This is a genomic window from Pedobacter jaeyakensis (genome assembly GCF_054461315.1).
On record NZ_CM136921.1, the window covers coordinates 158047 to 171903 of the forward strand.

Below are 13857 nucleotides of genomic sequence, written 5' to 3' on the forward strand. Positions count from 1 at the left end.
CTGTTATTTTTATTTTACAGTGATACATAATTAGATAAATCATGAGTATACAAAGTGCCCTAAAATGGCGATATGCCACCAAAAAAATGAACGGTAAGCAAGTGCCGCAAGAAAAGGTTGATCAAATAGTTGCGGCAGCGCAACTTGCACCCACATCTTCGGGTTTGCAGCCTTTTAAAATAATCGTAATCAGCAATCAGGAACTAAAAGAAAAAATTAAGCCTATAGCATTCAACCAATCACAGGTAACAGACTGCTCTCACCTGTTGGTATTTGCTGCATGGGACAATTACACAGAAGAACGAATCAAGAATGTATTTGCACACAGCAATGCAGAGCGTGGTCTTCCAGCTGATAATGCTGCTGATTATATGAATACAGTAATTGGCATGTATACTACCCGTGATCCAGAAGTTAACTTTAACCATGCGGCCCGTCAGTCTTACATCGGGTTTGGCGCTGCCATCATAGAAGCAGCCACTTTGGAGGTCGACGCAACTCCAATGGAGGGCTTTGAAGCAGCGAAACTTGACGAACTTTTAGGATTAAAAGAACTAGGTCTACGCAGCGTTACCATCCTTCCTCTTGGATACAGAGACGAAGCAGGAGATTGGCTGGTGAACCTTAAAAAGGTACGTACACCACTAAAGGATTTTGTTATAGAGTTCAAATAAAATTTAACGGGTGCCTATTGGGCACCCGTTCTTTTATTGCCAACTGTCAAAATATGTTAAAGATGCTGAGGCAATGACCTATTCAATTCTTAAATGAATATATTAGCATCCCTAATAGCATAAATTCATTTGATGAGATTTTTAAAGATCATATTTGTTGTTCTGGCATTTGCCACCGCATTAAACTTTGGAGCCCGGGCGCAGCAGGATAGCATAGCACTAGAAAACATTGTCGCCAAATCAAAGAGATTATCTGACGAGCATCCCGCAGAAAAGGTATACGTACATTTCGACAAACCGTATTATAGCGTAGGTGATACCATTTGGTTCAAGGCTTACTTAACCATGGAACAGAACATGCCATCATTATTGAGCAAAGTGGTTTACGTAGACGTGCTGAATACGCGCGATTCGCTGGTACAGACAATCAAACTTCCTGCTATCAATAGCGTTGCTACAGGCAATATTCCACTTCTATCTACCTTATATCAACAAGGTAACTATTACATAAAAGCCTATACGTTTTGGATGTTGAACGATGCGGAAGATTTCTTTTTCACAAAAACAATTCCCATAGGAGAAACCGTTAACAAGCAGCTCATCACAAAATTTAGCTACAAAACGCAGCAGACGGATAAGAGCCAAACTATCGAGGCACTAGTCCAATTTAAAAATAAAGATAATGTTGTTCAGGCTGGCAAAACGGTTAACTGGAAAGTAACATCCAATTTCGACATCGTAACTAAAGGCAAAGGAACTACAGATCCAAATGGTGTATTAAAAATCAAAATAGAAGCCCGTAAAAACGAGCCGATAGTAAATGGAGAACTGACCACCGAACTTGTGTTGTCCCAAGATGAAACAGCAATCTCAACCTTCAAACTAAAGCCGACCAAAAGCAGTAACGATCTGCAATTCTTTCCAGAAGGTGGTGACTTAATTAACGGGATTGCAACAAGAATAGGCTTTAAGGCGATCAACAGTGCAGGCATGGGAGTAGACCTCAAAGGTACAATTACTGACAACGGCGGAAACACGCTGGTAACTTTTGAGTCTTCGCATCTTGGAATGGGCTCCTTTTACCTCAATCCAGAAGACGGAAAATCTTACAAGGCAAATATAACTTTCAAAGACGGAACAGTGAAAAGTTATGAGCTACCTAAGGCACTGGCCGCGGGAGCAACACTACAAGTAACTAATACTGAGCCGGCAGCAATCAACATAAAAATTGTTGCAAATGAAACTTACTTCAATGCCAACAAGAATAAAAAAATGATCCTTGTTGCAACCAATACAGGGATTATCATCTATGCGGCCAAAACAACTTTGAAAAGCCAGGTAATTACGGCAAAAATACCCAAAACAGAAATCCCAGCCGGAATAACACAAATCACCCTATTTACTGAACAGGGTGAACCTATCAGTGAAAGGCTTGCATTTAATAGTCAGAACAATGAGCTTGCCTTATCGTTAAAATCAGACTTACCAAGTTATAAGCCCAGACAAAAAGTAAAACTAAATTTCGCAGCAAAAAACGGAACTGCTGTTGCTGATGGCAATTTCTCTATTTCGGTAACCGATGAGCAAAAAGTTCCTGTAGATGAGGATTCAGAAATTACCATCCTTAGTTCTTTGTTGTTAACCTCTGAACTAAAAGGATACATAGAAAAACCAAATTATTATTTCAATAAACCTGATCAAAAGAAATTGGCAGATTTGGATCTACTATTATTAACCCAAGGCTTCAGACGTTTCAATTACAAGGATATTATGGCCGGTAAACTCCCACCGTCAACGCTTCTTCCCGAACAAGGCATAAGAATTTCAGGTACGCTAAGAGACCGAACCGGTATGCCAGTGAAACGCGGAGCATTACGTATGACAATAGCTGAAAACAAATTTGGAGCAGAGGCAGTGACCAATCCATCCGGCGTATTTGTATTTAACAATATCAATGTTCCAGACTCTTCTGAAGTGGTCATCAATGCAAAATACAATGGAAATGGCTCAAGCCTAATGATACTACTGGATGCTCAACCTGGTGCTGCACTTACAAAAAACCTGCGAGCGCAAGATGAAGTTCAAAATATTGACAGTGCGTTAGCTCCCTATCTGGAAAACAGCAAAAAACAATACAACTATTTAAGAACGCTTAAAGAGGTGAAAATTGAAGGCGCGAAAGTAAAGAGACCAAGTCACGCAGACTACACGGCTTTCGTCGGCTTAAGCAGTATCAATAGTCATATGATTGAGGGTGATCGTTTCAAAGGTTGCAATAACATCGCAATATGCCTGCAAGGTATGGCTGTTGGCTTAACCTATGCTGACAATAATTTTTATGTAAGCCGGGATTATCAACAAGGAAAAAAAATACCAGTACAAATCTTTTTGAACTCAACCCCAATTGATTACATCGGTCTAATGGGTGTAAATCCAGACGATATAGAAAATGTTGAGGTATTTCCTAAGGATGATTTGGGATCAATTGACAGGCTTTATAATACAAACGGGCTTATGATAATCAACACTAAGGTAAAACCTAAAGGAACAAAAATTAGCATTCAAGATTTGAAAGCGATGTTACCTGAAGCCAATCTGGTTAAGTTTAGGCCAAAAGGCTATAGCAAACAACGTGAGTTCTACTCACCAAAGTATGTTAATGCCGCAAACACCTATAACTTTAACGACTTACGCAGTACCATTTACTGGAATCCAAAAGTTACTACCTCAGCTGCAGTTACAGATCCTCTTGCCTTCGAGTTCTATAACGCGGATGGAACAGGAACCTATAGGGTTGTTGTAGAAGGGGTAGACAAAAAAGGCAATGTTGCCCGTTCTGTCTACCGCTATACTGTAAAGTAAGTATTATTAGTTATCAGTCTTTTCGGTAGTTTCTTCATACCTGCACTTGATACCATCATTGGTCATCAGCCATTCTGTGAAATCGCTGTTTCCCTCACGGCTGCAATCCCAATAACCATAGGCGTTTAAATATCGGCTAAACTCTCTACTGATCTTAATCACCGTCCCAACAGGAACCCGAAGCACCATTTCCACCTCTTGATTTCTCCAATTCGCAACACGCTTAAGCTGTAGGACAGGGTTAAATGTGAGTAGGGAGTCTTGTTGTAAGTACCTGTATTGGATATTTTGCGCATTCTTGAGTGCTTCTTCAAAAGTTTTGCCATGAGAACTGTAATTTTGACTCATGGTAACCCTGCTATTATCACTCTTCAAAATACTTAAACTTACATTACGGGGCATGTCAAAATCATCATCCTTATCTGTAAGTATTTTTCGCCCTAGATACTTTCCTGGGTCTATATTATACCTCGCACTATCTTCCTTCGAAAAAAAGCGGGTACGGTCTACCATCAGTGTATAACTACTATAAGCTTTAATATCTGCAGATTGTGAGAATTCTGCTGTTTCCTTAAATTCAGAAGAAATCTTTGCAACATGGTATATGGTGATTCCAAGACCTGTGATCCAGAAAATCAGCAATACAAACGAAAAGGTCCTGTTAATTGGACGACTAGTAAACGCAACCCTAGCCGCAAACAACAACAACGCTAGTAAAGGTATTCCCGCAGTTAACAATGCTCCAAGGGCTACAAGGCTAAAATATTCGTCGTTAACAATATTGAGAGGGAAGTTATGTATTACATCGGCATCCCACATGCCCAGGATGGCAACCACAGCAATTATCAGCGAGATCAGACCCAATGAAGCTGTGATGATGATGATGATCGCAATGGCTCTAAAGATAAATTTTCCTGTACCATTAATAAATCGTCCAAGAAGTTCGAAGGCCTCCGCCAATACGCCGCGTGACTGGTTAACAAAAGGATGAAGATAGCTGTTAGCAAATCCTTTAAGATTGGCCTCTTCTCCGCGCATGGCCATTTTCTCAGAGCGGGTCTCTGCCTTGGGGATCATTACCCAAAGTACAATATATGCAAGTATACCGGAACCGCCTAGTAAAACCGTAAGGATGGCCGCTAACCTAATCCATCTGTCTTCAATATCCAGATAGTGCGCTAAACCAGCGCAAACACCTGCTACAACCGCTTGATCTGTGTCACGATATAATTTCTTGATCTGAGCGCTATGCATACTAGAAAAAGTCTCGGCTTGTTCTTCCTCAGATTCAAAATCTTTTACAGAGCCCATCTGGCTGGTTACATATTGAACATCCTCTATAGAGATCACCTGTTTTTCGTTAGTTGAAAGTATATCTGCAAACATTTCCGCAATCCGGTTTTCTATATCTGTTACAATTTCAAAATTGTCTGCATTCTTTGCAAAATGAAACTTTACCTCATTTAAGTATACGGTTAAAGTCTCGTAGGCATCCTCCTCAATGTGCACGATGGAGTTCCCAATATTTATGTTAAGTGTCTTTTTCATTATTTCTTTAAATTGATTGGGTTTGTAGGTTTTTTATCCGCAACATTCTTTGCGGTTTGGATGGCTTCAGATAATTCACTCCAGGTATTGTCCAGTTGGCTCAACATGGTAATACCTTCAGGGGTAAGTACATAGTATTTGCGTGGCGGCCCTGATGTTGATTCTACCCAGTTATAACCCAGCAATCCGTTATTTTTTAAGCGGGTTAGTAAAGGATATAAAGTACCCTCTACAACCAGCAACTTGGCCGACTTCAATTCGGCGATGATATCTGAAGCGTAAATCTCGCCTTTCGATATGATCAGGAGCACACAATATTCCAGTATGCCCTTTCGCATTTGCGTTTGTGTATTTTCTGCTATCATAATAATACAAAGATATATGTTTCATATAGTAATATGCAATACATAGTACTGTACAAAAGATCAACATACTGTATATCAGCGGTATAATTTCAAAATAAACAAATCCCACAAAAGAAATACAACTTAAAGGAGGAAAATACGGTACTAGACCCGTAAAAGTGCGGAGTGCTAAAAAAAAGACAACAGTATTCTAACATCTTTAACTAATGGACTCGTAATCAACGCATACGTAAAGAAAAAATGAATGGTATGTGTTGACAATTAACATAAAATTAAAAGTTATCAACATTTTAACAATCGCTAAGATTTCTGGCTTAGGCTTTGCGATACTAAAAATGTACTACTAAATCTATCCCTATGTTAATTAAGTCACCAAGTATCTTAACCGTTTTTGCAAGGCAAAAAGAAGAGGTTGAACCTAAAGTAATCAGCAAAAAGCAATGGATATTGGCCGACAGAATAGTTATGGCTGTGCTTTTTCTTGTTGTGATTGCAGGAGCAATATTCTTTTCTTAATTACAATAATAAAGTGTCAATCCTATGTGCCTGAACTCTTTCCTGGTACGGAGACCAACTGTAGATTGTAAAATGTCCGTCTTGCGAAGCCACTAAAGCTGTGGCGTCCCGTTGATCATGTACAAATTGCGCAGCAGAGAGATGTCTGGTTCCCCCCACTTTAGCGGGATGTAAAACTACAGCGCTCCCCCCCTCTATCGGTTCTGAAAAAGACAGTTCATCGATATTATCTTTTCCTTTAGCTCTTCCTATTTTGGCGCCAAATGCCAGCAGCTCATAACGATTAGTGATTATTGTTGCCCCATCAACCGCTGTTAGTCCCGCAAGGTGTTCTACTTCACGCTTTAAAGCAGTCTGCCAAAATATTTGACTTGCTTCCTTACGTTCCTGCAGTAAAAGTTTTGACAAGCCACTAAAAGAAGGCTGAATATAATATTGTATTGGCTTAATAATGGACTGCAGCCAGTTGGTATTATCCGTAGGCACTACAAGTAGCGTTCCCCCTCTGCCATGAGCCCGCATGGAAACTGCAAGTTGAATTAAGACATTTACAGAATCATTCCAGTAAGACGGTGCAGTTAAATCTAATAGTGATAAAAGTATCGGCGGACAATCTGGCAAATTCGTACTATTGCCATCAACCATCTTTACCTGATCTCCTTTTAAAACAGCGATGTTTGTAAACTTTCCAAAGCCGTAAATACGACGATGCTTTACCACAAGCAGGGCGGGCTCAGACACATCCACTACAAAGCAAAAGTTGGGAATACTTACCGTGGTACCCCAAACATACAGTTCCTCATCTTCTATCCAGATTCCAAGATGTATCCCAGCCCTTTCTATTCCAGGTGCAAGCTTAGTAAGCGTTGCAGGATTTAAAGGCAATCTATTTTTAAAAAGCAATGGATTACCGGCTTGTTGAGGTGGCAAAAAAGCAAGTGATATTTTTGGGGAGTGCCCCTCCTCTTTTCGTAAGCTGGCCCAAAATGTGGCGTCAAGAATAGATTCAACCACATTTGCTGTAGGTAATGGGGCAAGATCATCCTCACCACTATCCCTTGCAGCACTCAAATGCGCGGCAAAAATCGATTCAACTTTTGGCGCGATAAGCCGTGCTGCCTGATAGGTAGATTGGTAGATCATGCCATAAAGTTAAACTATTGGATTTATTTAATTGTATATCTAATGCCAAAAAATCCCCGAATTCCCTGGTTAGGTCCGTAAACATAACTTGGATCAAATGTAAGCCCGTATGGGTTATCGGGAGTGACAATTACCTGACCATTACCATCCAGCTTCACATCTTTGTCGAACGGATCATTAGCCCTTGCTATAATGAATGGGTTACCTTTATTTGGCGTCCAGTTCAACAAGTTTTTAACACCTCCATACACTTCGAAACGTTTAAATCCAGCGAACGTAAACTGTATATTCTGAATGCTCCATACTGGCGAAAATTCTTTTCTTGGATCAGTTTTGCTAAGTAAAGGTAAGCGCATCGGACTATAAATATTTCCTGTGTAATCTACAGTAACCTTAATTGGCCTGATCTTATAAGAAACTGCCCAATTACCAGAGAATTTCTCTGTAAGGATCTGCTGTGTTTTTATCCCTCTTTCCACGGTTGCAACGTCTTGAAAAGTTCCACCTAAAATAAATTTAAGACCACTGTTAAATGTGAGGTCTACATTAGCGCTGAAACCCTTACTAACAGCATAACCATCAAGATTATCATAGATGATCTTGTTTGGATCGACATCAAAATCCCCGATAATACGGTTGTTGAAATAGGTATAAAAAGCAGATGATTCAATACCTACAAAATTGCCGTTCACGGAGTATATTTTCTTAAGGTAATTTAGGTTCACGTTATAGGTTTTCTCAGGCTTGAGTGCATTGGGGATTTCTACAGTTCTTGCTCCGGTAAGCGCAGCGTGATCTTCTGTAAAAATATTTACTACTCTAAATCCAGTTCCAGCATTTAACCGAAGAATGTTGTTTTCATTAATGCTCCATTTGTACGCGGCCCTTGGCGTAAAAATATCACCATGAACAGAATTATAATCATATCTAAAGCCCAAAAGAACCTTGTGTTTAGCATTCAGGGTAATCTCATCCTGTATAAAAAGGCCAGGCAACCAGGTATTCTTGTCGATGGCCTGGTTGAGTCCCGTCGTTGCCGCAGTATTGTCATCATAAAACGTATACCTGAGTGCCGAGCCCAGCAATAAATCATGCGCCCCTATAGTCTTGTCCCAGGTCAGCTGTCCAAACCCAATACGTTGTTGGGCAATATAAGACGTAGTGCCGTATCGACTATCCTGGTTATGCTGATTCAATGAAAATGAGAAGAAAAGTTTTTCTTTCACTGGCAGTTGGTAATTACCAATCAGCTCCCACCGCCTGGTATAAATGCTTTCTCCATAAACCTGATTCCCACCCCTAAAAGATTTGTTCCACTGCATCTCCCCGCCCCACCTGTCCTCATACAAATAACGTGCACCCAAACTCATCTTTCTACTATCTTTTCTTGTAAATTCCCACTTTTGAAAAATAGAGATACGGTCCTGCAAAGTTACGTCAGTAAAATTATCATGGTTATGGTCTACAGGATTTGAATAGTTAAAATAATTCAGTCCGGTTAGTACAGTAGCTTTCCTGCCTGTAGCAAACTTAAAACCCAGATCAGCATTGTGTTCCAAATAACTGGTGCTGAAAAAATCTGCTGAAAGTATTGGCGCATTTTCGGGCTTCTTGGTGATGATATTGATAAGGCCGCCCACCGCCTCACTACCATATAACGACGAGGCCGGTCCTTTAACAATCTCAATCTGCTCCACCAAAGAATTTGGAATCCCTGATAATCCGTATACAGTAGACAGACTACTTACAATTGGCATCCCGTCTATCAATATCATAGTATAAGGACCTTCTAAACCATTAATATGAATATCTCCTGTGTTGCAAATATTGCAATTCAATTGTGGCCGTACACCATTTACATTCTGCAGCGCGTCGAAAATACTAGGCGTAGGATTCATTTTAAAATATGCAGGGGTGTAAACTTCAACAGGTACGGGACTCTCCAATCGGTTCACTGCCTTCAGCGTACCAGTAACCACAACTTCATCCAAGCTGGTCTGGAAATTAGTCAAGTCAAAATCCAGTGTCACATTTTCATTCTCCTTAACATATACCGGCTTCTCCATTTTCCTGAAACCTACACCGGTAACCTGAATTTGATAGTCTCCAGTGGGAATATTTAAAAAAGTATAATAACCAACGCTGTCTGTTCGGGTTCTGTATTCCTTCCCCAAAATAGAAACAGTTATAGAAGGAACCAGCTCGCCTTCAGAAATAACCTTTCCACTAATGCGGCCAGTTTGTGCATGCATGGATCCGGTCAACAGGATATTCAAAAGCAGGAGAATAAAAGTAAACGATGTTTTCATATCTAATGATTTTCAAATACAACACTACAAAACTAATAAAGTTAGGCATATCTAACAATTAATATTAGATATATATTATTCACGGTTAACTAACAAATTATTTATGTTTGTAATATGTTATCCTATACCGAAGAGAACTACCTGAAAGCTTTATTAAAATTGAGTTTTCAGAACGAGCAAAAGCCAGAGGCAGGAACCAATGAAATGGCTGCCTATCTTGGCGTTAAACCGGCCACGGCAACAGACATGCTTAAAAAGCTTAAAGAGAAAGGCTTGGTTAACTATGAAAAGTATGGCAAAATCCTCCTCACAGAAATCGGTAAGCAAAATGCGATTGCCATTTTAAGAAAGCATAGGCTCTGGGAAACCTTCTTATTTGAGAAACTGGATTTCAGTTGGGATGAAGTGCATGAAGTGGCAGAACAATTAGAACACATACAATCTGCCAAACTGGTAAACAAGCTGGAGGAATTCCTGGATTTCCCAGAATTCGATCCGCATGGCGATCCCATACCAAATGCCCAAGGGGAGATGCCCGTTGTGGTCAAAACATTATTATCTGAGCTTCAACCTGGGGAAACAGGCAAGGTTATCGCCGTCAAAGATACCTCTACCCCATTTTTGCAATACCTGGAAAAACTGCAGGTTACTATAGGTACCAATCTGAAAATCGTAGAAGTGATAGACTTCGACCGCTCGATGAACATTCAAATTGCCGGATCGGAGGCCAGAAATGTATCCATGAAATTCGCAGACAGTTTATTTGTCTGCAGATAATCGTATTTTTGTGTTGCTTTAAACTAATATTCTCTTTTAAAAACCCCTGCTATGTCAACAGAAATTAAGTGTCCAAATTGTTCACATTCCTTCCCTATTGAAGAAGTAATGGCCGAAGAATATAAGAAAGACCTTCGTGAACAGATGCAAACCTTTACGCGCAAAAAGGAAGAAGAATTCAATAAAAAGGCAGTTGAGTTTTCAGAAAAACAGCAAAAACAAGAGCAACTCTTTGAACAGCAAAAGCAGCAACAGGCACAGTTGTTCGAGAAAAAACTGGCAGAAGAGAAAAAACAACTGCAACTGGTATTAGAGGAAAACCTACGCAAAAGCATTTCGTCCGACTATGAAAACAAACTCCAGATGCTGGATAATGCAAAAAAAGAAGGCGAAGAAAAACTCAAACTGGCAAGGGCTAAAGAACTGGATTTCCTCAAAAAAGAGCAGGCCATGAAAGCCAAGGAAGAAGAAATGGACCTGGAGATCCAGCGTAAGCTACAGGAACAGCGTGGTGAAATGGCAGAGCAAATCCGCAAACAGGAAGCAGAAAAAAACAACATTAAGGAAACCGAGCACCAGCTTAGGGTGAAAGAGCTGGAAAAACAGCTGGATGACCAAAAGAAGCTGGCAGAAGAGATGAAGCGCAAGGCTGAACAAGGTTCAATGCAGTTGCAAGGCGAAGTTCAGGAACTAATCCTTGAAGAGCTCCTGCGCAATGCCTTCCCGTTTGATTTGGTAACAGAAGTTGGCAAAGGTGTTAGAGGGGCCGACTGTGTACACCACGTGCGCAATCAATTTGGTCAGGAATGCGGCAGGATCATCTACGAAAGCAAGCGCACCAAAGACTTTTCTATGGAATGGATAGAGAAACTGAAGAAAGACATGCGCAGTACTGGCGTTGATGTTGCTGTTATTGTTACACAGTGCTACCCCAAAGGAATGGATTGTTTTGGCGAAAAAGATGGCGTTTGGATATGTTCATTTGATGAAGTAAAAGCTGTCTCCTATATATTAAGAGATGGAATCGTTAAACTATTCAGCGCAGCTAAATCACAGGAAAACCGTGGTGATAAAATGCATATGCTCTATGATTACCTAACCAGCAATGAGTTTTCCGAACAATGGAAAGCCATAAGAGAGGGATTTATGAGCATGAAACTTTCTATCCAGCGTGAGCGCGACGCCATGGAAAAACTCTGGAAAGCAAGAGAAAAGCAATTGGAAAAGGTAATGCTCAATGCCGCCCACATCAGGGGATCTATAGAGGGTATCGCGGGTACGGACAGCATTCAACTTAGTCTAACGGATGATGAAGATGACGATCCTTTGTTATTGCTCTAATTTTTACCAGACCAACGTTTTTTTGCCCAATCTTTTTGCTCTTCTGGCGATAAAAAAGTCCAGGCCACAAACCTGCTGATCTTTTGTCCCTGCGCCATCTCTACGGTAATGGTTTTTGCTGCATTCACACCTACAGACAACATCGTATGCACGTAGTCCAAATTCTGACTTTTAGAAACCAGCGTAGTGAACCATAGACACTGTTTTCCATAATCCCGGCTTTCCATAATCATATTTCTCACAAAAGCCATTTCACCCCCCTCGTACCAAAGCTCTGCATCTTTGCCTCCAAAATTAAGCGTAACTGTTTTGCTTTTGTTCTTTCCCAAGTTCCGCACTTTCCTGGCGCTACCTGCTAGTGCCTCCTCGGCTGAAGCATGAAAAGGCGGATTGCACATAGTAAAATCGTACAATTCTCCAGGGTTTACTATACCATTAAAAATATGTTGTTTGTTAACCTGCTGCTTAATGGCAATTCCACCGGAAAGCTCAGAGTTAGCAGAAACAATGGCTTTTGCAGCCTTAATTGCCAACTCATCAACATCACAACCAGTAAATGCCCAGCCGTACTCCTGTCTACCAATTATCGGATATACACAATTCGCGCCCATACCTATATCCAAGCCTTTTACATTCTTACCTTTTGGCACCACATTCCCGTTAACACCCGCTAAAAGATCTGCTATGTAATGAACATAATCGGCGCGACCAGGAATTGGCGGACAAAGATAACCATCCGGAATATCCCAGTTTTGTATACCATAAAAATGCTTTAACAGAGCCTTATTGAGGGCCCTTACCGCTTTCGGATTTGCAAAATCTATAGACTGATCGCCATAGGGATTGATAAAAACATGAGCCTCCAATCCCGGATCTGTTTTCATTAATTCTGGAAAATCATATCGTTCACGATGCTTATTTCTTGGATGTAACGCGGTTTTTTCTGCTGACATGATGAATTAAAATTCCACAAATGTAAGGCTTATGCATAAACAATTGGATATTATTGGCAGCATAACGTACTTTGCATTAAGTTTCAACCAGAAATAACCGCATGCGAAAATTCTTAAAAAGCTTTACTTATTCATTTTCCGGTATTGTATATGCATTTAAGTATGAGCAGAATTTTAGGCTACATTTAATCTCACTACTATCAGTTACCCTGGCCGGATGGTATTTCAAGCTGTCAGCTAACGAATGGCTGTGGATCATTGCCGCTTCAGGGATTGTAATTACAGCAGAGCTTTTCAATACTGCTCTGGAGGTATTGGTTGATCTGGTTTCACCTGGTGTTCATCCAAAAGCCAAAATCGTAAAAGATGTTTCAGCAGCAGCTGTAGTTGTTGCTGCAATACTGGCGTTAACAATAGGATTAATCATCTTTATTCCTAAACTCAGGTAATGTTGCACAAAACCCGGGGCATCGTTTTAAAAACTACCACTTACAGCGAAAGTAGTGTGGTGGTCCAAATCTTTACCGAAAAGTTCGGAATTCAATCCTACCTCATCAATGGGGTCAAAAAACCGAGGGCTAAGATCAGCATCAACATGCTCCAACCCCTGCATCTTGTTGATATGGTGGTATACCATAAAAACACAACGGGCATACAACGTGTTTCAGAATTACGCCCCTCCCCAGTATTCAGCAGCATCCCATACAACATTATAAAAAGCACCATCATACAATTTCTGAATGAGGTACTTTATAAAAGTATCCGGCAGCAGATGGCCGATGAATACCTGTTCGACTTTATTTTTAGTGCCGTTGCCTGGTTTGACGAAAGCAGCGAGCCAAACACCAACTACCACCTTACCTTCCTCTTAAAGCTTACCAGGTATCTGGGCTTTTCACCAAGCTTAGACACAAAAAGCGACTCGGCGTTTTTCGATTTACAGGAGGGAGAATTTAAATCCCGGCGACCGCCACACCTCAATTTTCTCGAAAAACAGGAAGCCGATCAATTCATTTTGTTGTTTAATGTGCCTTTTGAGAAAATTAATGAAATAAAAATCACCAACAAAACAAGGAGATTTCTACTGGATAAGATATTGGTTTACTACACTTTACACACTGCATCATTTGGCGAAATCAAGTCGCACCAGGTATTAGAAGAAATATTATCTTAAAAAATTATAAAAAACTTTTGCAAAAATGAGTTATCGCTGTATATTTGCACTCCCAACAACGAAGAAGGCCTTTAAAAAGCAGAAACGTTCAAAAGGAGAACCAAAGGGAAATTAGCTCAGCTGGTTCAGAGCACCTCGTTTACACCGAGGGGGTCGGGGGTTCGAACCCCTCATTTCCCACCAAAACAAAAAGCC

At 40.5% G+C, this 13857-nt stretch carries 12 protein-coding genes and 1 tRNA gene; 8 read left to right on the top strand and 5 right to left on the bottom strand.

Annotation, left to right across the window (positions count from 1 at the left end):
• Positions 1–41 precede the first annotated feature (41 nt).
• Together ACXZ1K_RS00810 and ACXZ1K_RS00815 are read left to right on the top strand one after the other, a co-directional pair.
• Complete coding sequence (locus tag ACXZ1K_RS00810; RefSeq protein ID WP_458971479.1) at positions 42–674, top strand: nitroreductase family protein; 633 nt, start codon at positions 42–44, stop codon at positions 672–674.
• 132 nt (positions 675–806) lie between these two features.
• Positions 807–3536, top strand: a complete 2730-nt coding sequence (locus ACXZ1K_RS00815) for a carboxypeptidase-like regulatory domain-containing protein (RefSeq protein WP_458971480.1) — start codon at positions 807–809, stop codon at positions 3534–3536.
• 6 nt (positions 3537–3542) lie between these two features.
• Here ACXZ1K_RS00815 and ACXZ1K_RS00820 read toward each other — a convergent pair whose 3' ends face one another.
• Positions 3543–5084 carry a PspC domain-containing protein gene (locus ACXZ1K_RS00820; protein WP_458971481.1) on the bottom strand — a complete coding sequence of 514 codons (1542 nt, stop codon included), beginning with the start codon at positions 5082–5084 and terminating at the stop codon, positions 3543–3545.
• The gene (locus tag ACXZ1K_RS00825) at positions 5084–5449 is read right to left on the bottom strand and encodes a PadR family transcriptional regulator (RefSeq protein WP_458971482.1); all 366 of its coding nucleotides are present in this window, start codon (positions 5447–5449) and stop codon (positions 5084–5086) included. Before ACXZ1K_RS00825 ends, ACXZ1K_RS00820 begins: the two co-directional genes overlap by 1 nt.
• 357 nt (positions 5450–5806) lie before the next feature.
• On the opposite strand from ACXZ1K_RS00825, the gene ACXZ1K_RS00830 reads away from it, so the two are divergent.
• Entirely contained in the window at positions 5807–5965 is a 159-nt protein-coding gene (locus ACXZ1K_RS00830) for a hypothetical protein (protein ID WP_458971483.1), read from the top strand.
• Here the strand turns inward: ACXZ1K_RS00830 and ACXZ1K_RS00835 are convergent, their stop codons facing one another.
• Both ACXZ1K_RS00835 and ACXZ1K_RS00840 read right to left on the bottom strand, forming a co-directional pair.
• Entirely contained in the window at positions 5966–7108 is a 1143-nt protein-coding gene (locus tag ACXZ1K_RS00835) for a putative sensor domain DACNV-containing protein (protein WP_458971484.1), read from the bottom strand. It abuts the gene before it with no gap.
• 23 nt (positions 7109–7131) lie between these two features.
• Positions 7132–9417, bottom strand: coding sequence for a TonB-dependent receptor (locus tag ACXZ1K_RS00840; protein WP_458971485.1), 2286 nt, complete (start codon positions 9415–9417; stop codon positions 7132–7134).
• 114 nt (positions 9418–9531) lie between these two features.
• On the opposite strand from ACXZ1K_RS00840, the gene ACXZ1K_RS00845 reads away from it, so the two are divergent.
• On the top strand, positions 9532–10194 hold the full coding sequence (locus ACXZ1K_RS00845; RefSeq protein WP_458971486.1) for a metal-dependent transcriptional regulator: 663 nt from the start codon (positions 9532–9534) through the stop codon (positions 10192–10194).
• Between the two features lie 51 nt (positions 10195–10245).
• On the top strand, positions 10246–11535 hold the full coding sequence (locus tag ACXZ1K_RS00850) for a DUF2130 domain-containing protein (RefSeq protein WP_458971487.1): 1290 nt from the start codon (positions 10246–10248) through the stop codon (positions 11533–11535).
• Here ACXZ1K_RS00850 and rlmF read toward each other — a convergent pair.
• On the bottom strand, positions 11532–12488 hold the full coding sequence (gene rlmF, locus ACXZ1K_RS00855; protein ID WP_458971488.1) for a 23S rRNA (adenine(1618)-N(6))-methyltransferase RlmF: 957 nt from the start codon (positions 12486–12488) through the stop codon (positions 11532–11534). The genes ACXZ1K_RS00850 and rlmF overlap by 4 nt on opposite strands.
• Before the next feature lie 101 nt (positions 12489–12589).
• Between rlmF and ACXZ1K_RS00860 the strand changes: the two genes are divergently transcribed.
• From ACXZ1K_RS00860 to ACXZ1K_RS00870, 3 genes are all read left to right on the top strand, one after another.
• On the top strand, positions 12590–12937 hold the full coding sequence (locus ACXZ1K_RS00860; protein ID WP_458971489.1) for a diacylglycerol kinase family protein: 348 nt from the start codon (positions 12590–12592) through the stop codon (positions 12935–12937).
• Positions 12937–13662 carry a DNA repair protein RecO gene (gene recO / locus ACXZ1K_RS00865; protein ID WP_458971490.1) on the top strand — a complete coding sequence of 242 codons (726 nt, stop codon included), beginning with the start codon at positions 12937–12939 and terminating at the stop codon, positions 13660–13662. The genes ACXZ1K_RS00860 and recO overlap by 1 nt, the downstream gene beginning before the upstream one ends.
• A 105-nt stretch (positions 13663–13767) precedes the next feature.
• Positions 13768–13845: transfer RNA gene (locus tag ACXZ1K_RS00870), tRNA-Val, on the top strand.
• The last annotated feature ends 12 nt before the right edge of the window (positions 13846–13857 follow it).

Bases quoted from the DNA above. Each gene is read 5' to 3' on its own strand.
- ACXZ1K_RS00810 (WP_458971479.1), top strand. From the start codon at position 42: ATGAGTATACAAAGTGCCCTAAAATGGCGATATGCCACCAAAAAAATG.
- ACXZ1K_RS00815 (WP_458971480.1), top strand. From the start codon at position 807: ATGAGATTTTTAAAGATCATATTTGTTGTTCTGGCATTTGCCACCGCA.
- ACXZ1K_RS00820 (WP_458971481.1), bottom strand. From the start codon at position 5,084: ATGAAAAAGACACTTAACATAAATATTGGGAACTCCATCGTGCACATT.
- ACXZ1K_RS00825 (WP_458971482.1), bottom strand. From the start codon at position 5,449: ATGATAGCAGAAAATACACAAACGCAAATGCGAAAGGGCATACTGGAA.
- ACXZ1K_RS00830 (WP_458971483.1), top strand. From the start codon at position 5,807: ATGTTAATTAAGTCACCAAGTATCTTAACCGTTTTTGCAAGGCAAAAA.
- ACXZ1K_RS00835 (WP_458971484.1), bottom strand. From the start codon at position 7,108: ATGATCTACCAATCTACCTATCAGGCAGCACGGCTTATCGCGCCAAAA.
- ACXZ1K_RS00840 (WP_458971485.1), bottom strand. From the start codon at position 9,417: ATGAAAACATCGTTTACTTTTATTCTCCTGCTTTTGAATATCCTGTTG.
- ACXZ1K_RS00845 (WP_458971486.1), top strand. From the start codon at position 9,532: ATGTTATCCTATACCGAAGAGAACTACCTGAAAGCTTTATTAAAATTG.
- ACXZ1K_RS00850 (WP_458971487.1), top strand. From the start codon at position 10,246: ATGTCAACAGAAATTAAGTGTCCAAATTGTTCACATTCCTTCCCTATT.
- rlmF (WP_458971488.1), bottom strand. From the start codon at position 12,488: ATGTCAGCAGAAAAAACCGCGTTACATCCAAGAAATAAGCATCGTGAA.
- ACXZ1K_RS00860 (WP_458971489.1), top strand. From the start codon at position 12,590: ATGCGAAAATTCTTAAAAAGCTTTACTTATTCATTTTCCGGTATTGTA.
- recO (WP_458971490.1), top strand. From the start codon at position 12,937: ATGTTGCACAAAACCCGGGGCATCGTTTTAAAAACTACCACTTACAGC.